This is a genomic window from Flavobacterium sp. FG19 (genome assembly GCF_057809475.1).
Genome location: NZ_JBMDKA010000015.1, coordinates 19,296 through 42,526, shown reverse-complemented (window position 1 = coordinate 42,526; position 23,231 = coordinate 19,296). Strand labels below are relative to the sequence as shown.

The following is a 23,231-nucleotide window of genomic DNA, read 5'->3' as shown; positions in this document are numbered from 1 at the left end:
ACTTGTTTAAAATCGTTGTTTGTTTAACTGCCGAATCGTTTATTCGTGTAATATATAATTAACGATTAAACGATTCAACTTATTTTACCAGTCTTTCTCCGGTTTTTTTGTATTTGGTTTAACTTTTTGAGCGTTTACTTTATCCTGGATTTTCTTTTCTTCGTTATTTACAGCATCCAGAAGGTTCTGTACGCGTTCTTTTGAAATTCCGCCGGGCATTGGTTTAGGTTCTCCGTTGTTATTGGACTTATCGTCTTTCTTCGGATCATTTTTACCATCTTTTTTATCTTTATCGCCTTTGTCGTCTTTTTTGTCTTTGTCCTTATCCTTGTCGTTATTTTTATCTTTGTCCTTATCTTTATCTTTGTTTTTATCCTTGTCCTTGTCTTTATTCTTGTCTTTATTTTGATCGTTTTTCGGAGGATTCTCTTTTAATTTTTGTTTGGCATAAGCATAGTTGTAACGTGTTTCCTCATCTGTCGGATCGTTACGCAGTGCTTCTTTATAAGCTTCAACTGCCTGAGAATACTCTTTTTCTTTCATAAAAACGTTTCCAAGATTGTGATAGGCTTTATGCTTTTCTGGTCTTGTGCGGGCATTTTTTATGGCATTGGCATAAGCATACTTTGCTTCAGAGGGCTGGTTTTGTCGGTAAATCGAGTTTCCCAGATTGTACGAGCCGGCAGCATGCTTAGGAAATTTTGATGCCGAGATTCTGTAACCTGCTTCTGCATCCGTAAATTTATTCTGCTTATATTCTTCATTCGCACCAGGCAATGTCTTGTCTTTTTCCTGAGCAGCAACTGCAAAAGAAAGTGTTAGTAAAATATAAAGAAGTAAATTTTTCATTCTGATTTTTTTATTTTTTGTTCCGAATTTTAAGCGGAATCTTTATTTCTTTTCGTTAAATAAATTCAACTCTTTAATCCAGTTTGTTTTTCTTTCCAAAAGGAAAATATCGATGAATAACAATAAAAATCCAAAACCGATGAACCACTGAAATTGTGATTGATAATCGGCCATTTGAGTCGATTCAAATTCGGTTTTTTGAATATTGTTCAGGGCATTTTTGATGTATTCCAGAACTTCTTTGGTATTACCGCCGTAAACATAACCTCCTTTGGTGGCTTTTGCAATGGTTTTTAATCCTTCCTGGTTTAATTTGGTAATAACAGTCTGTCCGTCATGATCTTTTTGATAGCTTCTCACTATGCCGTTTTCTTTTAACGGAATAGTGCCTCCTTTTTCTGTTCCAACTCCTATAGTAATAATCTTCATTCCAATTTTGTTGGCTTCTTCGGCAGCAATAGAGGCTCCTTCAGAATGATCTTCCCCATCGGAAATTAAAATAAGCAGTTTACTCGTTTTGCTTTTTTCGTCAAAATATTTTGCAGATAGGGTGATGGCTTCATCCAGAGACGTTCCCTGCGACGAAACCATATCCGGGCTCATATTCTGCAGGAACATTTTGGCTACACTATAATCAGATGTAATCGGCAGTACCGGAAACGCACTTCCTGCATAGGCTACAATTCCAATACGGTCGCTTCCGAGAGAATTAATAATCTGTGAAACCAGCTGTTTGCTTTTTTCAAGACGGCTTGGTGCCACATCTTCCGCCAGCATACTTTTTGAAACGTCTACGGCAAAAACAATATCAATACCTTCGCGTTTTACGGTTTCCATCTTGGTTCCGATTTTTGGATTTACCAGTCCGATAATCAAAAAGGCAAGTGCCAGAACAAACAGGGATAATTTTAAAACCGGTTTAAAAACAGATCGTTCAGGGCTCAGTTTTTTTACCATTTCCAAATCACCAAATTCACGTTGTTTTTTTCTTTTCCAATACATGTTGAAAAAGAAAATACACACCACTATCGGGAGTAGTATCAGGAGGTATAAATATTTTTTTTCGTCTAATTCCATATAATTTTTAAATTCCAATATTGAAATTGCTTCACCTGTTCGCTGTCACCCGGGTCCAAATTTCAAACTTGTTTTAAGCCCCAATTCTAAAAATTCCAAATTCCAATTTGTTATTTGTTATTTTATTTTTGGAAATTTTTAATTTTTTCAAAATTAAATGAAGCTTCTGTAAACCGTATTTCGTAAACCCACTTCAAGCAACAGTAAAAAGGCCGCCAGTAAAACAAAATTTCTGTATTTTTCGTCGTAATCGTAGAATTTTAATTCCTGGATTTCTGTTGTTTCTAACTTGTTGATGGAGTTGTATATCTCGGCCAGCCTGTCATTGCTTGTCGCTCTGAAATACGTTCCGTCTGTTTTGCGGGCAATGCTCTTCATTAATCTTTCATCAATCTCTACTTTCTGCATTTTAAACATAAGCTGTCCGTTTGGAGCATAAGCATATGGAGATTCTGCCATCCCGTTGCTTCCAAGACCAATGGTGTATACTTTGATTCCGTATTGTTTAGCAATGTCGGCAGCTGTTTCCGGTTCTATAAATCCGGCATTGTTAACACCATCGGTAAGCAGAATAATAACACGGCTTTTGGCTTTACTGTCTTTAAGGCGGTTTACAGCCGTTGCCAGTCCCATTCCAATTCCGGTTCCGTCCTGTAAAACATTATCATATCGAATGTCTTTGATGGCTTCCAGTATAATAGGTTTGTCACTGGTAACCGGGGTTTTGGTATACGCTTCAGAAGCATACAGCACTAAACCAATTCTGTCATTTGGTCTTTCCTCAACAAAATCAGCAGCGACCCTTTTTAAAGCTTCCATACGGTTTGGCTTTAAATCTTTGGCCAGCATACTTCCCGAAACGTCAATAGCCATGACAATATCAATTCCTTTTGTTGTTTTGGTCTGGTTGCTGATGTCTACTGTTCTGGGTCTTGCCAGGGCAATAATTAAAGAACTTAAAGCGATAATCCTGAAAACATACAAACAAGGTTTTAGTTTGGTCAGTAATGATTCGCTGTTCTTAAAACCTGCCGTTGAACTTATTTTTAATGTGGCCGACTGCTGGTTTCTTTTCCAGAAAAACCAGGCGATAGCGATTGGAATTAGCAGAAACAACCAAAAGAATTCCGGATTTAAAAAAGTGATCTGATTATTCATTAGTTGCTTGCTTTTTTAAGTTCAACAGAATTTAAAATTCGGGTTGTAATATCATTAGCATAGGTATCACCTTCTTCGTGCTGTATGATGATTTGCTGTAAACCTTGTTCCTGTTTGAAAAGCAGGATTTCGTAATACGCTTTTGTACTTGTTTTGGTAGCCGGGTTGAGAACACTCATCGTTCCGTAACCTTTAATTCCCTGAATTCCCTGATTGGTCTGGAAATCTTCCTGTTTTACAATGATATTTTGTCCGCCTTGTAATTCAATTACTTTTAAACTTCCTTCTAAAGCTTTTGATAAATCAATATCCGTTGGATTTTTAAATTTGGTTGTTGATACGGCAACGTAAAAGTTGTCAATCATACTTCCGTACACAAAAAGCTGCATTTCTTTAATTAAAGCCATTGTTTCCTTTGGAAGTGCTTTTGAAGCATCTATTCGCTTAAGTACTTTTGGTGTTTCTATCAGGATGCCTGGATTTCCGTATTCACTTTTTACCCATTCGCCTTCTAATAATTCTTTAGAAGGATGACCGATAAGATTATCTTTAACGTACGCAAAACCTTTTGTAGCAATGAAAAAAGTTAATGTTCCTAATACTAAAAACAGAACGGAACCCACTGTAATGGCAATTCGTTTGTTACGTTGTTTTTTTAACTGAAGCTGAATTTGTTTTTGCTTTTGGGCCTCATTTAATAACTGATCTTCCGCTTCGGCCGGAACTTCAGTAGGAATAGCATTATCAAGTGTTAAAATTACTCTTTGGATTTTATTACGGTCTTCTGTAATTTCAAATTCCAGCGGTTTCGATTTAGCAAATTTCACCAAATCGGCCTGACGTAAAACCCGTTCCAGGTTCTCAACCGTTTCCGGTGTCAGCGTCATTTTCTTTTTAGTCGAAGCAGTTCTGATAGCCTGGATTAATTCAGAAGTCGTACTTTCCATTGCGGGAATATGAATGGCTTCTTCAATATAATTTCGGGCAATATCAGTAAGTTCACTATAATATTCTTTGATTTCTCCTTTTTGAACCAGCTCTTTCTGCTCCAGATTGTTTAACAGGCTGGTTGCTTTTTCAATAGGTGTTTTATAAACTTCTTCTTCAATTTTTTTCTTCTGTTTTTTTAGGATAAACCAGTAAACAGCAGCACCCACAGCCAGTATAACAACCAATGCCAGAATGTATTTCCACCAGTCGCCCACGCTGTCATCGGCGGCGGTAATATCTTTAATATCGTACATTTTCTGCTGTAAGGTGTCTACTTTTACATTAGCTACTTCTACAGCAATAGAGTCAGATAAATACGGTTTCTTGTCAATCAGAATTTTAACTGCCGGAATCACATATCTTCCGGAATCAAACTGCGTTAATCCATATTTTTTGATTAACTCATAATTACCATCTTTTTTAACGGTATCTATAGGATAGGATTGAATTACTTCAAGTGGTCCAAATTTTTTCTGTTTTGGAAAAACAACTTTTGAACTGGCACTTACCACTGTTTTAAGGGTCAGTTTAAATTCGGCCCCAATTTTATTTTTTGTAGTATCAATACTGGTTTCCACCTGTTTTTGCTGGGCAGAAACAAGTGAGGTAAGCAAAAATAAAAATATGTAAAACTTTAATTTCATTATGATTTGTGATTTCAGATGTTGCTCTAAAACAATGGCTTAAAAAAGGAATGATACAGATTTAAGCTGATTTTATTTGGACAATGTAATTATAAATTATTCGATTTCATAAATCCTTCCTTTCCGCTTTAAGACTGTGTAATTTAAAATTATGTTTATCTTGATTTAAAATATCCCAGTAATTTGGTCACATAACTTTCATCTACTCTTGTATGAACAACACCGGCTCCTGATTTGCTGAAAGTTTCTTTAAAATAATTCAGTCGTTCCTGATAGTGTTTTTCGTAATTCAGCCTTACGGTTTTAGATCCGGTATCTACAAGCTGAACTTTGCCGGTTTCGGCATCCAGCATGGAGACCATGCCCAGATTGGGGATTTTTTCTTCACGAATATCGTAAACCCGGATTCCGGTAATATCATGTTTTTTGGAAGCAATTTTTAAATTATGCTCGTAGTTTTCAGACATGAAATCGGAAATCATAAAAATAATGGCTTTCTTTTTCTGGGTTCCTGATAAGAATTTTAAAGCTTCGGAAACATCTGTTTTATGGCTCTTAGGTTCAAATTCGATCAGTTCGCGAATAATTCTTAAAACATGCGATCTTCCCTTTTTAGGCGGAATATACAATTCAACATTGTCAGAGAATAAAATCAGACCGATTTTATCGTTGTTTTGTGTAGCCGAAAAAGCCATTGTTGCGGCGATTTCCGTTACAATATCTTTTTTAAACTGGCTTTTGGAACCAAAACCTTCAGAACCCGAAATATCTACCATTAATACCATGGTGAGTTCGCGTTCTTCTTCGAAAACTTTTACGTGGGCTTCATTATAACGTGCCGTTACATTCCAGTCGATATTACGAATATCATCGCCATACTGGTACTGGCGTACCTCACTGAAAGTCATCCCGCGGCCTTTAAAGGAAGAATGATATTCTCCCGAAAAGATATGATTGCTCAGTCTTTTGGTTTTGATTTCTATTTTCCGTACTTTTTTTAAAAGCTCTTTTGTATCCATTTTATTTGTTTAAAGTTTAAAGTTTAAAAGTTTCAAGTTAGTCTTGCAACAACTTGAAACCTGAAACTTGAAACAAATTTTTAAGGTACTTCAATCTCGTTTACGATTTTGTTGATAATGTCTACAGAAGTAATGTTTTCGGCCTCCGCTTCATAAGTTATTCCAACTCTGTGACGTAATACATCATGTACAACCGCACGAACATCTTCTGGAATTACATAACCGCGGCGTTTGATGAAAGCGTAACATTTAGCAGCATTGGCTAAGTTAATACTTCCACGTGGAGAGGCACCAAAACTGATAAGCGGTTTTAAATCGGCTAATTTGTATTTTTCCGGATAACGGGTAGCAAAGATGATATCCAGGATATATTTTTCGATTTTTTCATCCATATAAACTTCACGAACAGCTTCCTGTGCACGTAAAATCTGATCTACCGAAACTACAGGGTTTACTTTTTCGAAAGTTCCTTTTAAGTTCTGACGGATTACAAAACGCTCTTCGTCAATTTTTGGGTAGTCAATTACGGTTTTCAGCATGAAACGGTCAACCTGTGCTTCAGGAAGCTGGTATGTTCCTTCCTGCTCAACAGGGTTTTGAGTGGCTAATACTAAAAACGGACGATCAAGTTTGAAAGTAGTATCGCCAATAGTAACTTGTTTTTCCTGCATCGCCTCTAAAAGTGCAGACTGTACTTTTGCAGGAGCACGGTTAATCTCATCGGCCAGTACGAAGTTGGCAAAAATAGGCCCTTTTTTAATAGAGAATTCGTTTGCCTTAATGTTGTAAATCATGGTTCCGATAACATCGGCAGGAAGTAAATCCGGAGTAAACTGGATACGGCTGAAAGACCCCTGAACTGCCTGAGACAAAGTATTAATCGCTAAAGTTTTAGCCAGACCCGGAACTCCTTCCAGTAAAATATGTCCCTGACCCAAAAGACCGATTAACAGACGCTCGACCATGTGTTTCTGGCCCACAATAACTTTGTTCATTTCCATTGTAAGAAGGTCTATAAAAGCACTTTCTCTCTCAATTTTTTCATTTATCGCTCTAATGTCTAAAGTCGTTGTATTTTCTTCCATATAAATATTTTTAAAAACCTTGATTGGTACGCCTAATTTTTGAGAGTGCAAATTGAATATTTTTTGAGAAGTAAGATGTTAAAGAATGGTTAAAACTTCGACCAAACACCTAATTTTAAGGACGAATTGTGAATCTATTTTTATATTTTTAAGAACTTTGATGAATATGTTTTTCAAAAGCATATTTATTACCAAAAATAACTCAATATTACCATGAGCAAAACAGCATTATCGCCTATCATTTCGGGTACTATGAATTGGGGAGTATGGGATAAAAACCTTACACCAAAAGAAATGGAAAATATGATACAGGTTTGTATCGAAAACAAAATCACAACTTTTGATCACGCCGATATTTACGGAGATTATACAACAGAGGCCGATTTTGGTAAGGCCTTTAAAGCCAGTAAAATTTCGCGTGAAAAATTACAATTAATCACCAAATGCGGTATTCAGCTGGTTACGCCAGGCCGCAATAATACAATCAAACATTACGATTATTCGAAGGAGTATATTATTGGATCTGTGGAAGAGTCTTTAAAGAAACTTAAAACAGATTATGTAGATGTTTTTTTACTGCACAGACCAAGTCCGTTAATGCAGGCTGATGAAATTGCCGAAGCGGTTGAGAAATTAAAAGGGGAAGGAAAAATTTTAGATTTCGGACTTTCGAATTTTACAAGTTCCCAAACCGAACTGATTCGCCAGAAAACAGAAGTAAGTTATAATCAGGTGCAGTTTTCGGCAACACATTATGAAGCGATGACGGACGGAAGTCTTGATTATATGCAGACTAACGGAATCCGTCCGTTATCATGGAATCCGTTGGGGACTGTTTTCAGAGAAGATACTAAAAAAACACGCCGTTTAAAAAAGTTGTTTTCGACTTTACTCGAAAAATACCATCTGGGTGCGGATACCCTTTTACTGGCCTGGATCTTAAAACACCCGGCGAATGTTATTCCGATTGCCGGAACGGTAAATGTGGCCAGAATTCAGTCTTTGGTTAAAGCGGTTGAACTGGAAATGGACAAAGAGGACTGGTTTGCGATCTGGACCGAAAGCATGGGGGACGATGTACCTTAATTTTTAGTGTTCAGTTTACAGTTTTTAGTATTCAGTTAAATGCGATTGAAAAATAGGAGCCACAGATTAAATGGATTTTCACAGATTTAGAAAATCATTTAAATCCTTTTAATCTGTGGCAAAATGAAAAAAATAAAATGAAAAAAACAGTTTTAATTACTGGTGCCACAAGTGGAATTGGAAAAGCAGCTGCGCAGATTCTGGCAAAAAACAATTATAAAGTAATTCTTTGCGGAAGACGTAAAGAACGTTTAGAAGAGTTAGAAAAAGAACTTTCTGTTTTTACCGAAGTACATTCTCTTTCTTTTGATGTTCGTGATAAAAATGATGTTCTGGAGAAAATAGGGACTTTACCGGCTGACTTTTCAGATATCGATATTCTGATCAATAATGCCGGAAATGCACATGGTTTGGATCCTGTTCAGACAGGAGATTTAGACGATTGGGATGCCATGATTGATATTAATGTAAAAGGACTTTTATATGTTTCAAAAGCCGTAATTCCAAAAATGACGGCTAAGCAGTCTGGACATATTATTAATATTGGTTCTACGGCAGCAAAAGAAGTGTATCCAAACGGAAATGTATACTGCGGTACGAAACATGCCGTGGATGCTATTACAGCCGGAATGCGGATTGATCTAAATCCATTTGGAATCAGAGTTGGGGCAATTCATCCCGGTATGGTAGCAACAGAATTCAGTGAAGTTCGTTTTAAAGGCGATGTCGAAAGAGCTTCGAATGTCTATAAAGGATTTGAGCCGCTGCAGGCAGAAGATATTGCCGATATTATTCATTTTGTGATTTCAAGGCCTTATCATGTTAATATTGCCGATTTAGTAGTAATGAGCACGGCGCAGGCTTCTTCGACTATTGTCAAGAAAAATATTTAAATAAATCGAATGTAGAGACGCACAGTAGTGCGTCTTTTTTTTAATTTTAAGTTTTAGTAAATTAAATTAGTACGAATTAGTGCAATTCGTGGCAAAACAAAATCGACATGATTAATAAACGCCTTTTAATTAAGAACCTGCTTGCTCATAATGACGAGAGCAGCTTTTATGATAAAAAAAGGCAGCTTAATCTTCATTCAAGAGAAGGGAAAGCGAAGTTTTTAAAACATATCTGTGCACTTTCCAATTCCAATCCGGCCAATAATTCGTATATCGTGGTTGGCGTTGAAGATCAGGATAACGAAATAGTAGGTGATGATTTTTTTGACGACAGCCGAATTCAGAATCTGGTCAATGCTTTTTTAGAAAACCCTCCTAAAATACAATATGAGAACGTCCCGTTTCCCAACCTTCCCAAGGATAAAGTAGTAGGTTTAGTAACAATTAAACCTAAAACCCGGATTTCTTATTTTAAAAAAGGAATTCATACCATAATATCCAATAGTATTTTTATGCGCCGAGGCAGTAATTCTATTCCGGTAGAAGAACAAGAAGAAATTGAAAAGAATTATCAAAATACAGAAACTGTAATCGGAATCGAAAATAGTTCCAGAAACAGTATTCAGTATACCCTTGACGGCGTAATCGATTTTATGAATTTCAGGCATAAAGACATGTCGCCCAAATATTATGTTTTTAAGGAACTTTTTGTGATCTGCTGGGCCGGGGTTCCTAAAAAATCCCGTGACAAGACCTTTTTATCCCGTGTAGATATTGAGCTGATCAATGAGCAGGTTAAACTTTTTTACTCCGCTCAGGATGTGGTCACAATTGTGTATAATGAGGATAGTTTTACAATTACAGAATATGTTCCGTTAGGATTGAACGATAAAACGAGTTATTATCCTCTAGAAGAGCAGACAATTCATTTTTTTGATAACGGCTATTATAAAATTGACCGTCAGATGCTTTTTCAGCCGCCTGAGTTCAATCGTAAAATGCTGTATCATATTTATAATTCTAATATAACACTGCTTCAAAAACTACAGAAAGGAATTTCTTTGTCGGAACGGGAATTAAAAGACCTCGGGAACCTGCCTTCCACTTTTATGATTTGTTATTTAAACGGTTTTGAGGATGCCAGACAAAAATTAATTGATGCCAAACTTCTTTTAAAACCATTCAGTGCTGTTTATTTGTCATTTAAAGAGGCATTGAGAATTTTAAGAAAGATGAAGTATGATGTGCAATAGTTTGTGCTCTAACTGTAGTTCTCAATAAAAACATTCTCAATTTTCTTTAAATTATCATTTTCGTCAAATTTTAAATGATTGATTTCATTAGCGTAGAATTTTTCAATAAATAATTTTATGATGTACATGACTTCAGTTCTGTTGTCACTATTAGTCAGGAGCTCTTTGACGAGATAATTACTTAGTTTTAATTTTTGATTTTTGTATTGATTCAGCATTAAATCTGAAGTTGAATTCTCATGTAAAAAAATCATTTTGTCAACTTTATTAATCTCTTCGATTAAATCCAGAATATGATATAGTTTGTTGTCTTTCATTTTTATATGAGTTACGATTTTATTTCTAAAAAGCCTTTTGATAACCTGTTTCCTCTAATTCTTCTTGTCTTTGTAAATCGATCCAGCCAGTATGCTTTGTCACTTATATATCTAAAATTATCAGGATGACTTTCCGGATAAACTTCGATGATATAAGCATCGACCCCGTACACGATTTCAGAGTTTGGGTATGTAAAAGCATTCAATTTTGAGCCCAATTTTAAAACAATGGCGTGGTCCAGAAATGTAACTAAATCAATATCTCCGGGATTTATTTTTTGAGTAACATATGAACCATTTATCCATTGATGAAGCTCATCTAAATTACATACTTTTTTGAGATCCTCATTATATTTAATATAGGATTCGAAAATTTCTTTTCTTTTTAATGAAGGAATTTTTGATACAAATTCGTTTTCAAGTTCTTGAATAGTAGATGTAATTTTATTGTCAGGAACTAATAGTCCTGAATGGTTGAATGTCAGCATAAGAGAACAATATAAAAAACTAAAAATTTACAAACGATTTAATTGTAGTAAAATTAGTATAATTTCATAAGTTTTATTATCTGTAATTTAAAAAGCTTATTATTTTATCGTAAGGAAATACAATTTCTTTCGGTCCGTCGGCATAGGAGGCAGCTTCATAAGAGTTGTAATATAAAAGTAACCCCTGACGCGTATAAAAAATATTTTGAGGCAGCTGAAACTGATCGTTTTCAAACATTAATCCGGTTGCATTTATGTTGGCTTTTGCGGGAATATGGTATTGAAGCCTGAATTCTTTTTCGGCGAAAGCCTTAAATTCTTTTTCATTTTTAAACAAATCCTCATTAAAAAGAATCTTTCCGGTTTTTTTATCAAATAATAAAGATCTGTAGCCCTGATATCCATGGGCTCCGCCGGTAAAAGTATAATGATCAATTTTGATGTTTATAATCTGGTCAGATTCATATTCAACGTTTCCTGTGATTTTTCCTTCCCAGCCAAAAGTATCCATAGGGAACTTTTTCTGCATTTCTTCAAAAGAGGCAATAAAAGACTTCGATAATGATTGGTAGTCATTAACTTTAACGGAATCTTCTCCAAAATAAATAATCTCTTTTATAACCGCAAAAACTTTCTTGTTGATACTGTCTGCGACAACAGGACTATTTTTAGCGATTGGAACTTCTATAGTGATTTTCGGGCAATCATTTTTGCACGGAATAGTAGACTTTTCTTCAAACGTTTCATTTTCAAATGAAAGCTCTTTGCTGCAACTTGTCAAAATCAAACACAAGAAGATTATAAATATGTAATTTTTCATATCAAAAAGTGTTAATTATCTACAAAGGTAAGAACTTGTATCCCGATAAAATAAATTAAACGGTAAATTTGTGGGAGAATTAAAGATTTTAAAATTATAACTATATGAAATTCAATACAAAAGTAATACATGGTGGCCAGCATCATGATCCAAGTACAGGCGCCGTAATGCCTCCGGTATATCAAACGTCAACTTTTATTCAGACAAGTCCCGGAAAACCTCTGGCTGATTATGAATACAGCAGGGCTTCGAACCCAACACGTACCGCTTTGGAAGAAGCTTTGGCAAGTATTGAAAACGGAACAAGAGGACTTGCTTTTTCATCTGGTTTAGCGGCTACTGACTGTATTTTGAGATCGTTTAAAGCCGGTGATGAAGTAATTGCCATGGATGATTTATATGGTGGTACGTATCGCATGTTTTCCAGAATTTATAAAGATTCGGGAATCAAATTTCATTTTGTTGATATGACAGATCTTGCCAAACTGAAGTCACTGATTAATGAAAATACCAAACTGGTCTGGGTTGAAACACCAACAAACCCGTTAATGAAACTTGCTGATATTGCAGAAGTGGCAAAAATTACGAAAGAACATAAAATTTGGTTTGCTGTCGATAATACTTTTGCGACGCCTTACCTGCAGAAACCGCTTGATTTAGGAGCTGATATTGTGATGCATTCGGCTACTAAATATTTAGGAGGGCATTCTGATGTTATTGCAGGAGCTTTAATAGTAAAAGATGAAGCACTGGGAGAACAGCTGCATTTCCAGCAGTTTGCTACCGGAGCCACTTTAGGACCAATGGACAGTTTTTTGGTTTTAAGAGGAATTAAAACACTTGCTTTAAGAGTACAGAGACATTGTGAAAATGGAGAAAAAGTGGTAGCGTATTTAAGCAGTCATCCAAAAATTAAAACGGTGTATTACCCAGGTTTAGAAAATCACCCTTTTCATGAAATAGCTAAAAAACAAATGAAAGCTTTTGGAGGAATGGTTTCTTTTACCTTTAAATCAGGTAAAAAAGAAGACTCTGTTGCATTTCTTGAAAAATTAAAAGTATTTACCCTGGCAGAATCTTTAGGAGGTGTAGAATCGCTGGCCAATCATCCGGCTTTAATGACCCATGCTTCGATTCCGGCAGATAAACGTGCAGAAGTGGGAATTACCGATGATTTAGTACGATTAAGCGTTGGAATTGAAGATGCAGAGGATCTGATAGCCGATTTAGAACAGGCTCTGGCTTAAAAGTTAAGAATATAAAAAATCCCAAATTCCAATTTTTAATACTTTGGAATTTGGGATTTTTTTATTTGGAATTTTATTTTTAATACTCTAAGTAATAAATATATCCTACGTTAAACCAAACCTGCCAGTCGTTAGATTTGTTTTCTTTATAAAGATCTTTGTTAGGATTTAATCCGTCAATCCAGTCAGAGCTGAAAGCCTGAAAACGGGTTTCAAACATTAAATCGCTCATAGTGGTTAATTTGTAATGAAAACCAACACCAGCAGTAGCAGCCAGAGCCACACCGGTTTCACTTGAAAAACCATACTGATGCCCGTCTGACGGCGTTAAGTATTTTGGAAATGTAGTATCCGGAGTTCCCAGCTGTCCCATTTGAGAGCTCACTTTGGAAGAATAATAAGTTGCTAAAAAACCTAAACTTACATATGGACTGAATCCGCCGATCGTATTTTCAAAATCATGGATTTTCATAAAAGGAGAAAATTCCAGCTGTGCTCCCAGATTAAGCAGGGTAGATTTTCCACGCATTGCCTTTAACTGCGAAACAGCCTGCTGATTTTTTGCTGTTTTAAGGTAATCACCAAAATGATTAAGTGTAGTCGTATTGAAAGACAATTCAGATCTCACTTTAAAATGCTCTGAAAAAAAGCTTTCTCGGTTGTTATTGGCAGAAAAGTTGATAAAATGGACGATTCCAACACCAAATCCTGTGTTTCCAATGTTGGTATCAAAGTTATGTCTTTCTCCAAAATCTGACTGGAAAGTTACAGGTCCGAATATAATTCCTACCTCTTGTGCAAGGCCATACTGAGCGCTGGCGGTTGTGCATATACCAAATAAGGCGAAAATCGTGAAATATAGGTGTTTAAACATCTTCTAGGGCTTTCAAAATATTGGCAAATATATAAAAAACATAGTCCAAACAAAATATTAAATACTTCTATTAAAAAATTAATAACAAAACACTTAATTTTCTGACTTTAACAGTAATGAAAAGACGTAATTTCGGAGGTGTAAAATTGCTTTTTAAAGTTTGTTTAGAAATAACACAATTCTTTCTCAAAAACGAAAAAAAATAACAAACGATCATCATTTTGATGTATCTTTGCCTGTCTTAACGAAAACGTTTTCTTAAAACGTATTTTCTTATTTAATTGATTAAGTTTAAAATTATTATTTGATAATTTATTTTTAAAAGATGGAACAAAAAATAAATGAATTTATGGCTCTGGTTGAGTCAAAAAATCCAAATGAGCCAGAATTCCTTCAAGCTGTAAGAGAATTTGCGGAAACAGTAATTCCGTTTATCGCTGAAAGAAAAAAATACGATGGAAAAAATCTACTTTTAAGAATAGCTGAGCCGGAAAGATCTATAATTTTCAGAGTTCCGTGGGTTGATGATAAAGGGGAAATAATTGTAAACAGAGGTTTTAGAATTCAGATGAATTCAGCAATCGGGCCATACAAAGGCGGAATCCGATTTCATCATACCGTAAACCTGTCTGTTTTAAAATTCCTGGCTTTCGAACAGGTTTTCAAAAATAGTTTAACAACCCTGCCAATGGGCGGAGGTAAAGGAGGTTCCGATTTTGATCCTGAAGGAAAATCAGATGGTGAGATTATGCGTTTCTGCCAGTCTTTCATGACTGAATTGTGTCGTCATATTGGGCCGGATCTGGATGTTCCTGCCGGAGATATTGGTGTTGGGGCCAGAGAAATCGGGTACTTATTCGGCCAGTACAAAAGAATCAGAAATGAGTTTACCGGAGTTTTAACCGGAAAAGGACTTGCTTATGGAGGATCTTTAATCAGACCGGAAGCTACAGGTTACGGAGTTGTGTATTTTACGGATCAGATGCTTCGCACTATCGGTCATGAAATTAAAGGTAAAAGAGTCGCTATTTCAGGATTTGGAAATGTGGCCTGGGGAGTAGCACTAAAAATAAATGAGTTAGGCGGTAAATTGGTTACCATTTCCGGACCTGACGGTTATATTTATGATGAAGAAGGAATTTCCGGAGAAAAAGTAGACCATATGCTTGAAATGAGAGCAAGCGGTGATAACAGAGCAGAAAGATATTTAGAGAAATATCCAAATGCTGTTTTTCATAAAGGAAAAAGTCCCTGGGAAGTAAAAGTAGATATTGCTATTCCATGTGCTACCCAAAATGAGCTGAACGGAGATGATGCCAGAAAACTAATTGACAATGGTGTTTTATGTGTAACCGAAGCAGCGAACATGCCTTCAACTTTAGATGCAATTAAATTATTCCTGGATAATAAAGTATTGTTTGCGCCAGGAAAAGCAGCAAATGCCGGTGGTGTTGCAGCTTCAGGATTAGAGATGACTCAAAACTCTATTCGTTTAAACTGGACCAGTGAAGAGGTAGATTTGAGATTAAAAGAAATTATGATTGGAATTCACAATCAGTGTAAGAAATATGGCGCTGAAGAAGACGGATATGTTAACTATGTAAAAGGAGCTAATATTGCCGGATTTGTTAAAGTGGCCGATGCCATGCTTGCTCAGGGTGTAGTATAAGATTAATTACAATTGAAAAATGCTCTCATTTGTCTGAAGACAAATCGGGAGCATTTTTTTATTTACAGCAGAACAAAAAGTAAATAGTGCCGTTTGTAGTATATTTGTCTGTCTGAATAAAGTAAAAATGATAAAAAATTTTCTCTGCGGTTTATTTGTAATACTTTTTCAAATAGGTTTTGCACAGGGGCAATTGTCCTGGCAGGGCTATTTTTCCTATAATGAAATAAAAGACATTTCAGAATCTTCTGCTGCGGTTTTTGCGGCTTCAGAAAATGCGTTGTTCTCAAAAAATGCAATTGCCGGCAGTGTAAAAACGACAACAACGATCGACGGGCTTTCCGGACAGACTATTTCTGCCATATATCACAGTGAAGCGGTGAGAAAAACGATTGTGGGTTATGAAAACGGTCTGATGATTTTAATTAATGAATCAGACGGCAGTATAGTGAAGAAAGTGGATATTGTAAATAAGCAGTTATCGGCCAGTTTGAAAAAGATCAACCATTTTATGGAACATAATGGTTTTTTATATGTTTCCTGCGATTTTGGAATCGTGCAGTTTAATTTGGCTGCTTCACAATTTGGCGACACTTATTTTATTGGCGACAATGGTGCTGAGATCAATGTCAGGCAGACTGCTTTTTATAACGGTTTTATTTTTGCTGCAACTGCGAGTGGTATCAGAAGGGCAGATATTACAAATGCCAATTTGATTGATTTTAGTCAGTGGGCTGTTGTAAATTCCGGAAACTGGTCCGGTATTACGACTCTGGATACAGAGCTGGTTTCGGTTAATTCAGCCGGATATGTGCATCGTTATAATAATGTAAACTTTGCGGGTTTTTTACAGCTTCCGCAGGCTGCAGTTGATTTGCGGGCGGTAAATCATAATTTGTTTATTACAACTTCAGGTTCTGTATATATTTATAACAATCAAATGGTGCTGAACAGGGAAATCAGCAGTTCGCAGATTCCGGTTGTTAATCTGAGTTTTTCATGTGCTTCGGCAGTGGGCGATCAGTTGTATGTAGGAACGAAAGAAAATGGAATTTTTTCATCGTCACTTTCGTCGATGAGTGCCTTCGAAAATAGTACTCCGGCAGGTCCTTCCCGTAACAATATTTTTTCATTAGATGTGTCTCCCAATATGCTTTGGGCAGTTTACGGAGATTATGATATTAATTACAATCCTTATAACCTTGACAGCTATGGTATAAGTAAACTTAATAACTCGATTTGGCTAAATATCCCGTATTCAGAAGTTTATGATGCAAAGTCGATTACAAGGGTTCTTATTAATCCGGGTAATGAAAAACAGGTGTATGCCAGTTCTTTTTTCTCTGGTTTATTGAAAATAGAAGATGATGTTCCTAATTTTTTATATAATGAAAAAAACAGCGGACTGGAGTCTCTTACGTATGAAGGACCAAACTATATTGATGTTCGTGTAAACGGAGCCGCTTTTGATAAAACAGGAAATCTCTGGGTGACCAACAGCCGTATTAAAAACGGTCTGAAGGTTTTTAAAACTAACGGACAGTGGCAGACTTACGAGATAAGTAAAATTTTAAGCAATCCCGAAGATGTTAGCTATGCGGGTATTGTTATTGATAAAAATAATGTAAAATGGATTTCAACTAGTAGAGAAGGTGTAATTGGTTTTAATGAAAGCAGTAATACCTTCAAAAAGATAACAACAGGAACAGATACCGGTAATCTGCCATCTGTCGATGTAAGGACAGTTGCGTTAGATACTAAAAACCAGCTTTGGATTGGAACAACAAAAGGACTGAGGGTTTTGTCAAGTGTCAATAATTTCCAAAACGACAGTCAGCTAAAGGCGAATCCTGTTATTATCATGGAAGATAATGTAGCACAGGAATTAATGTATGAACAGTTTATTACTTCTATTGTAGTAGACGGTGCCAATAATAAATGGATCGGTACAGTAGACTCGGGTGTTTTTATGGTATCGCCAAACGGACAGGAAACAAAATATCATTTTACGATTAATAATTCGCCTTTGCCAAGCAATACAGTTAATGATATTAAAATTAATAGTGTAACGGGAGAAGTCTTTATAGCGACCAGCAAGGGAATGATTTCTTTTAAAGGAATTGCGACCGGAGCCAATGAAGATTTAAGTAATGTATATGTATATCCTAATCCTGTAAGACCAAATTATTCGGGAACCGTGAAAGTAGCGGGACTGATCGATAAAGCCAATGTTAAAATTACAGACATTGAAGGAAATCTGGTTTACGAAACGACATCTGAGGGAGGAACAATAGAATGGGATACGACCGCTTTTGGGAAATACAAAGTGGCTTCAGGTGTTTATATGGTTTTTATTTCGGCGCAGGACGGAGGTGAAACCAAAGTGAAAAAAGTCATGATTATACGTTAGTAATTAAGTGTTCAGTGTTCAGTTTTTGGAGTGTTCAGTTTTCTTCATTGCAGTGAAACCTTAAACTTGGAATTTGAAACCAAATAAGTAAAATTTTGCAAGTCAAAACCAAAGCCATAGTAATCTCCTCTTTAAAATTTCAGGAAAAAAGTCTGATAGTAAAATGTTTTACGCTTTCAAGCGGGCTAAAATCTTATTTCGTTCGCGATGCGTTTTCGAGCAGAAAAGCAAGTCAGAAAATTGCCTATTTTCAGCCTTTTTCGATTCTGGAAATTGAAGCTGTTCATAAGAATAAAGGAACGCTTGAAAACTTTAAAGAAATAAAAAGTGCCGTCCCATTTCAGAGTATTCATACTGATATTGTGAAAAGTACGATGGTAATGTTTCTTTCCGAAATGCTTCATTATTCCATTCAGGAAGAAGAAAAAAACGAACAGCTTTTTTTGTTTTTAGAAACCGCTTTGACGTGGCTGGATCATCATGATGAGATTTCTAATTTCCATCTAATTCTGCTTTTGGAAATTACTAAATATCTGGGGTTTTATCCTGATCTGTCAGAAAATAATTTGCCATTTTTTGAAATGACTGAAGGAGTTTTTACACTTTTTCAGAATGGAAACGTGCTTTCAGAGCATGAAACAAATCTATTTAAAAAACTACTTGATTTAAAATTTGATAACGACCAAAAAGTCTTTCATGTCTTAGAAAGACAAATACTTCTGAAAATTATAATTGATTATTACAGTCTGCATCTGGAAGGATTTAAAAAGCCTAAATCTCTGGAGATTTTAAAAGAAGTCTTCTCTTAAATTGGCTATAATGGCAATATTTATTGAGGAATCTGCCTGAAATTACCTCAAAGTGGTCTTTTTTCTCTTATCTTTTCTCTATTTTCCTCAAAATTCCTTACTTTCGCACCTCGTTTAAGAAAAGGATAAAATGAGTACAAAATTTACTGAATACAAAGGACTTGACTTACCAACGGTAGCTTCTGAAGTTCTTGATTTCTGGAAGAAAGAAAATATATTTGAAAAGAGTGTAACTACCCGTGAAGGTGCTGAGCCTTACGTGTTTTTTGAAGGTCCGCCTTCAGCAAACGGATTGCCTGGAATTCACCACGTAATGGCACGTGCGATTAAAGATATTTTTTGCAGATATAAAACTCAGAAAGGTTTTCAGGTTAAAAGAAAAGCCGGATGGGATACTCACGGTCTGCCTGTTGAATTAGGTACCGAAAAAGAATTAGGAATTACAAAAGAAGATATTGGTAAAACCATTTCTATCGAAGAATATAACGAAGCGTGTAAAAAAACCGTTATGCGTTATACAGACGTATGGAATGACCTGACCGAAAAAATGGGGTATTGGGTAGATATGGATGATCCGTATGTGACTTATAAACCAAAATACATGGAGTCTGTCTGGTGGCTTTTGAAGCAAATCTATGATAAAGGTTTGTTGTACAAAGGATACACAATTCAGCCTTATTCGCCAAAAGCAGGAACTGGATTATCTTCTCACGAAGTAAATCAGCCTGGTGCTTACCGTGATGTTACAGATACTACGATTGTAGCACAATTCAAAACTTTGCCGGAAACTTTACCAAGCTTTTTACAAGGTTTTGGAGATATTCACATTTTAGCCTGGACGACAACGCCTTGGACACTTCCGTCAAACACCGCTTTGACCGTTGGTCCAAAAATCGATTATGTTTTAGTTAAAACTTTCAATCAATATACTTTTGAGCCGATTAATGTGATTTTGGCTAAAAACTTAGTTGGCAAACAATTCGGAAAAGGATATTTCGTAAGCGAAGACGATGCTGATTTTGATAACGTGAAAAACGGCGATAAAAAACTTCCTTATAAAATCTTAACCGAAGCAAAAGGAGTAGATTTGGTAGAAATTCGTTACGAGCAGTTATTGCCTTACGTGTTGCCATATCAAAATCCTGAGAATGCTTTCAGAGTAATTGCAGGTGATTTCGTTACTACAGAAGACGGAACAGGAGTGGTGCATACAGCACCGACTTTTGGTGCAGATGATGCTAAAGTAGCCAAAGAAGCCAAACCGGAAGTTCCGCCAATGCTGGTTTTGGATGCAGAAGGAAATGCAGTTCCATTGGTGGATTTGCAGGGAAAATTCACTTCTCATTTAGGTGACCTGGCTGGTAAATATGTTAAAAACGAATATTATGATGCAGGGCAGGCTCCGGAAAAATCGGTGGATGTTGAAATTGCTATTCGATTAAAAGAAGAAAATAAAGCCTTTAAGGTTGAAAAATACGTACATAGTTATCCACACAGCTGGAGAACTGATGAGCCGTTGTTATATTATCCGCTAGATTCATGGTTTATTAAAGTAACCGATGTAAAAGATAGAATGTTCGACCTGAACGAAACTATCAACTGGAAACCTAAATCTACTGGTGAAGGACGTTTTGGGAACTGGCTTAAAAATGCCAACGACTGGAATTTATCTCGTTCTAGATATTGGGGAATTCCGCTTCCGATCTGGAGAACAGAAGATAAAAAAGAAGAAGTTATTATCGGCTCTGTTGAAGAATTGTACAATGCGATTGAGAAATCTGTCGAAGCTGGTTTTCAAAAAGAAAATCCGTTTAAAGGTTTTGAAATCGGAAACATGTCTGAGTCAAATTATGATTTAATTGACCTGCACAAAAATGTAGTGGATGAAATTACTTTAGTTTCAGCTTCAGGAAAGCCAATGAAACGTGAAAGTGATCTAATCGACGTTTGGTTCGATTCAGGAGCTATGCCGTATGCACAATGGCACTATCCTTTCGAGAACAAAGATAAAATTGACGGAAACAAAGATTTTCCTGCGAATTTCATTGCTGAAGGAGTCGATCAGACTCGTGGATGGTTTTATACCTTACATGCGATCGGAACTTTGGTTTTTGATAAAGTAGCGTATAAAAACGTAGTTTCAAATGGTTTGGTTTTAGATAAAAACGGACAAAAAATGTCTAAACGTCTGGGGAACGCAACAGATCCTTTTGAAACCATTGCAGAATACGGTCCTGATGCTACACGCTGGTACATGATCTCAAACGCAAATCCATGGGATAACCTGAAATTTGATATCGAAGGAATTGCTGAGGTCCGCCGTAAGTTCTTTGGAACGCTTTACAATACCTATTCGTTTTTCTCGCTGTATGCCAACATCGACGGATTTAAATATGCTGAAGCAGAAATTCCTTTAAATGAAAGACCGGAAATCGATCAGTGGATTATTTCTGAGCTGCATACGCTAATCAAATTTGTTGAGGAATGTTATGAAGATTATGAACCAACAAAAGCGACAAGGGCCATTTCTGATTTCGTTCAGGAAAACTTAAGTAACTGGTACGTTCGTTTATGCCGTCGTCGTTTCTGGAAAGGAGAATACGCAAAAGATAAAATTGCAGCTTACCAGACACTTTATACGTGTTTGCTGACCATTAGTAAATTAAGCGCTCCGGTGGCTCCGTTTTTTATGGATAAGTTGTACAGAGATTTGACATCATCTACGGGAACCGAGGATTTTGCCAGTGTTCACCTGGCTGAATTCCCGAAATTTGTCGAAAACTTTGTTAATAAAACGTTGGAAAGCAAAATGCAGAAGGCGCAGACGATCTCATCTTTGGTTTTATCACTGCGTAAAAAGGAGATGATAAAAGTACGCCAGCCTCTGCAAAAGGTAATGATTCCGGTACTTGACGAGAATCAGCGTGTTGAAATCGAAGCGATTTCTGACTTGGTAAAAGCAGAAGTAAACGTGAAAGAAGTGGAACTTTTAGACGATGCATCTGGTATTTTGGTGAAGCAGATTAAGCCTAATTTTAAAGCTCTTGGACCGCGTTTTGGTAAGGACATGGGCTTGATTTCTAAGGAGATACAGGGTTTTTCGGCTGAGCAGATCAATCAGCTGGACAAGCAGGGGACGCTGGATATTGTTATTGCAGGAAATAGTGTAACTTTATCACTAGAAGACGTCGAAATAACATCACAGGATATTGAAGGATGGCTGGTAGCCAATTCAAACGGAATTACGGTTGCCCTTGATATTACAATTTCCGAAGAATTAAAGAATGAAGGTATTGCAAGAGAGTTGGTAAACAGAATCCAGAATATCCGTAAAGATTCAGGATTTGAAGTTACAGATAAAATTAAAGTTCAAATAAAACGAGATGGTATTTTAGAAGAAGCCGTTTCGAAAAACGAAGACTATATTAAGTCAGAAACATTAACAGACGATCTGGTTTTTGCTGACGTATTAGAAAACGGCACAGAAATTGAGTTTGATGACATTAAAACAATGATATTAATTTCAAAATAGAGAAACATGATAGATGAAATTACAAGATACTCTGATGCAGATTTAGCAGAGTTCAAAGAGATAATCCAGGCAAAAATAAAAAAAGCACAAGAAGATCTTGATTTGATCAAAAGTGCCTATATGAATGATTTGAATAACGGAACAGACGATACTTCTCCAACTTTCAAAGCTTTTGAAGAAGGAAGCGAAACAATGTCTAAAGAAGCAAACTCACAGCTGGCTATCAGACAGGAGAAATTCATCCGCGATTTAAAAAACGCACTTTTCCGTGTTGAAAACAAAACATACGGTATTTGCAAAGTAACAGGTAAATTAATCAGCAAAGAAAGGCTTAAAATCGTTCCTCATGCTACAATGAGTATCGAAGCTAAAAATCTTCAGCGATAATAAAAATAAATCAAACAGGACGCTCCTTTTTAAGGGGCGTTTTTTTTTTGTTTAATGTTTGCCGGGTTTTGTAAAGTAAAGAGCTTGTATTGTTTTGAAAGAATTTAATGATAAACAATAAAAAAGTGTACAAAAAATAATTTGCTTTTTTGTAAGAAGAAAAGAAGACGTAAAAATAGAAAGAAAGAAGAAAACTTAATTAGAACCGTCTTGGTCAAGGCAGTTCTAATTAAGTTAATAATTTAAGCCAGGTTTTTCTCTAGATCGGCTTTGTGTTTTCTTAAAACAGCTCTTGTCATACCAAGATTGGCTTTACTGGCATCGGCAGCAAGATAGATCATGAATTTTTTGTTTGGAGAAATGTCAATGATGTGAATCTGGTTGGAAAGCGTAATCAGAATATCTTCAATATCCTGATTCAAACCCAGCGCTTTTACAGCGTTCAGTTTTGCTTTTACAACTTCAAGATTGTAGGCTGCTGCAAGTTCAGGATCAAAAGCAGAATCGATCGTTAAATTGCCAAAGCTTAATCCTGACTCAATTTCTGTTACAGCTACAGCTATAAAGCCGTTTACGTTTGTTTTCATTTCATTTAAAAACACGTTTAAAAAGTCGTTACTCATA

20 protein-coding genes are annotated in these 23,231 nt (G+C 36.1%); 9 read left to right on the top strand and 11 right to left on the bottom strand.

Going from position 1 to position 23,231, the window contains the following annotated elements; all coding sequences use genetic code 11:
• Nucleotides 1–84: 84 nt before the first annotated feature.
• From ACODST_RS15700 to ACODST_RS15675, 6 genes are all read right to left on the bottom strand, one after another.
• A complete protein-coding gene (locus ACODST_RS15700; protein WP_488933046.1) occupies nt 85–849 on the bottom strand; it encodes a tetratricopeptide repeat protein in 765 nt (254 codons plus the stop codon).
• 42 nt (nt 850–891) lie between these two features.
• Nucleotides 892–1,926, bottom strand: coding sequence for a vWA domain-containing protein (locus ACODST_RS15695; RefSeq protein ID WP_488933045.1), 1,035 nt, complete (start codon nt 1,924–1,926; stop codon nt 892–894).
• Nucleotides 1,927–2,079: 153 nt separating this feature from the next.
• Nucleotides 2,080–3,084, bottom strand: a complete 1,005-nt coding sequence (locus ACODST_RS15690; RefSeq protein ID WP_488933044.1) for a vWA domain-containing protein — start codon at nt 3,082–3,084, stop codon at nt 2,080–2,082.
• Nucleotides 3,084–4,718: a hypothetical protein gene (locus ACODST_RS15685; RefSeq protein ID WP_488933043.1), complete on the bottom strand. Its 1,635-nt coding sequence runs from the start codon at nt 4,716–4,718 to the stop codon at nt 3,084–3,086. Before ACODST_RS15685 ends, ACODST_RS15690 begins: the two co-directional genes overlap by 1 nt.
• Before the next feature lie 155 nt (nt 4,719–4,873).
• Nucleotides 4,874–5,737, bottom strand: a complete 864-nt coding sequence (locus ACODST_RS15680) for a DUF58 domain-containing protein (RefSeq protein ID WP_488933042.1) — start codon at nt 5,735–5,737, stop codon at nt 4,874–4,876.
• 80 nt (nt 5,738–5,817) lie between these two features.
• Nucleotides 5,818–6,822, bottom strand: a complete 1,005-nt coding sequence (locus ACODST_RS15675; protein WP_488933041.1) for an AAA family ATPase — start codon at nt 6,820–6,822, stop codon at nt 5,818–5,820.
• 213 nt (nt 6,823–7,035) lie between these two features.
• Between ACODST_RS15675 and ACODST_RS15670 the strand changes: the two genes are divergently transcribed.
• The 3 genes from ACODST_RS15670 (at nt 7,036) to ACODST_RS15660 (ending at nt 10,054) form a co-directional block, all read left to right on the top strand.
• Complete coding sequence (locus ACODST_RS15670) at nt 7,036–7,908, top strand: aldo/keto reductase (RefSeq protein ID WP_488933040.1); 873 nt, start codon at nt 7,036–7,038, stop codon at nt 7,906–7,908.
• Between the two features lie 137 nt (nt 7,909–8,045).
• Nucleotides 8,046–8,801 carry an SDR family NAD(P)-dependent oxidoreductase gene (locus tag ACODST_RS15665; protein ID WP_488933039.1) on the top strand — a complete coding sequence of 252 codons (756 nt, stop codon included), beginning with the start codon at nt 8,046–8,048 and terminating at the stop codon, nt 8,799–8,801.
• Between the two features lie 107 nt (nt 8,802–8,908).
• A complete protein-coding gene (locus ACODST_RS15660) occupies nt 8,909–10,054 on the top strand; it encodes an ATP-binding protein (protein ID WP_488933038.1) in 1,146 nt (381 codons plus the stop codon).
• 8 nt (nt 10,055–10,062) lie between these two features.
• On the opposite strand, the gene ACODST_RS15655 is transcribed toward ACODST_RS15660, so the two are convergent.
• From ACODST_RS15655 to ACODST_RS15645, 3 genes are all read right to left on the bottom strand, one after another.
• Entirely contained in the window at nt 10,063–10,371 is a 309-nt protein-coding gene (locus ACODST_RS15655; RefSeq protein WP_488933037.1) for a hypothetical protein, read from the bottom strand.
• An 11-nt stretch (nt 10,372–10,382) separates the two neighbouring features.
• Nucleotides 10,383–10,859 (bottom strand): DUF6932 family protein, encoded by a 477-nt coding sequence (locus ACODST_RS15650; protein WP_488933036.1) that lies wholly within the window; start codon nt 10,857–10,859, stop codon nt 10,383–10,385.
• A gap of 76 nt (nt 10,860–10,935) precedes the next feature.
• Nucleotides 10,936–11,679, bottom strand: a complete 744-nt coding sequence (locus ACODST_RS15645; protein ID WP_488933035.1) for a DUF3298 and DUF4163 domain-containing protein — start codon at nt 11,677–11,679, stop codon at nt 10,936–10,938.
• A gap of 104 nt (nt 11,680–11,783) precedes the next feature.
• Between ACODST_RS15645 and ACODST_RS15640 the strand changes: the two genes are divergently transcribed.
• The gene (locus ACODST_RS15640; RefSeq protein WP_488933034.1) at nt 11,784–12,926 is read left to right on the top strand and encodes a cystathionine gamma-synthase; all 1,143 of its coding nucleotides are present in this window, start codon (nt 11,784–11,786) and stop codon (nt 12,924–12,926) included.
• A gap of 79 nt (nt 12,927–13,005) precedes the next feature.
• Here ACODST_RS15640 and ACODST_RS15635 read toward each other — a convergent pair whose 3' ends face one another.
• Nucleotides 13,006–13,800: a THC0290_0291 family protein gene (locus ACODST_RS15635; RefSeq protein WP_488933033.1), complete on the bottom strand. Its 795-nt coding sequence runs from the start codon at nt 13,798–13,800 to the stop codon at nt 13,006–13,008.
• 325 nt (nt 13,801–14,125) lie between these two features.
• On the opposite strand from ACODST_RS15635, the gene gdhA reads away from it, so the two are divergent.
• From gdhA to ACODST_RS15610, 5 genes are all read left to right on the top strand, one after another.
• Nucleotides 14,126–15,469, top strand: coding sequence for an NADP-specific glutamate dehydrogenase (gdhA, locus tag ACODST_RS15630; protein WP_488933032.1), 1,344 nt, complete (start codon nt 14,126–14,128; stop codon nt 15,467–15,469).
• A 127-nt stretch (nt 15,470–15,596) separates the two neighbouring features.
• The gene (porZ, locus tag ACODST_RS15625) at nt 15,597–17,879 is read left to right on the top strand and encodes a type IX secretion system anionic LPS delivery protein PorZ (protein WP_488933031.1); all 2,283 of its coding nucleotides are present in this window, start codon (nt 15,597–15,599) and stop codon (nt 17,877–17,879) included.
• 95 nt (nt 17,880–17,974) lie between these two features.
• Complete coding sequence (gene recO, locus ACODST_RS15620; RefSeq protein ID WP_488933030.1) at nt 17,975–18,688, top strand: DNA repair protein RecO; 714 nt, start codon at nt 17,975–17,977, stop codon at nt 18,686–18,688.
• 130 nt (nt 18,689–18,818) lie between these two features.
• Nucleotides 18,819–22,220: an isoleucine--tRNA ligase gene (gene ileS / locus ACODST_RS15615; RefSeq protein ID WP_488933029.1), complete on the top strand. Its 3,402-nt coding sequence runs from the start codon at nt 18,819–18,821 to the stop codon at nt 22,218–22,220.
• Nucleotides 22,221–22,226: 6 nt separating this feature from the next.
• Nucleotides 22,227–22,607: a TraR/DksA family transcriptional regulator gene (locus ACODST_RS15610; protein WP_012022792.1), complete on the top strand. Its 381-nt coding sequence runs from the start codon at nt 22,227–22,229 to the stop codon at nt 22,605–22,607.
• A 242-nt stretch (nt 22,608–22,849) separates the two neighbouring features.
• On the opposite strand, the gene ACODST_RS15605 is transcribed toward ACODST_RS15610, so the two are convergent.
• A complete protein-coding gene (locus ACODST_RS15605) occupies nt 22,850–23,230 on the bottom strand; it encodes a hypothetical protein (protein WP_488933028.1) in 381 nt (126 codons plus the stop codon).
• Nucleotide 23,231 lies beyond the last annotated feature (1 nt).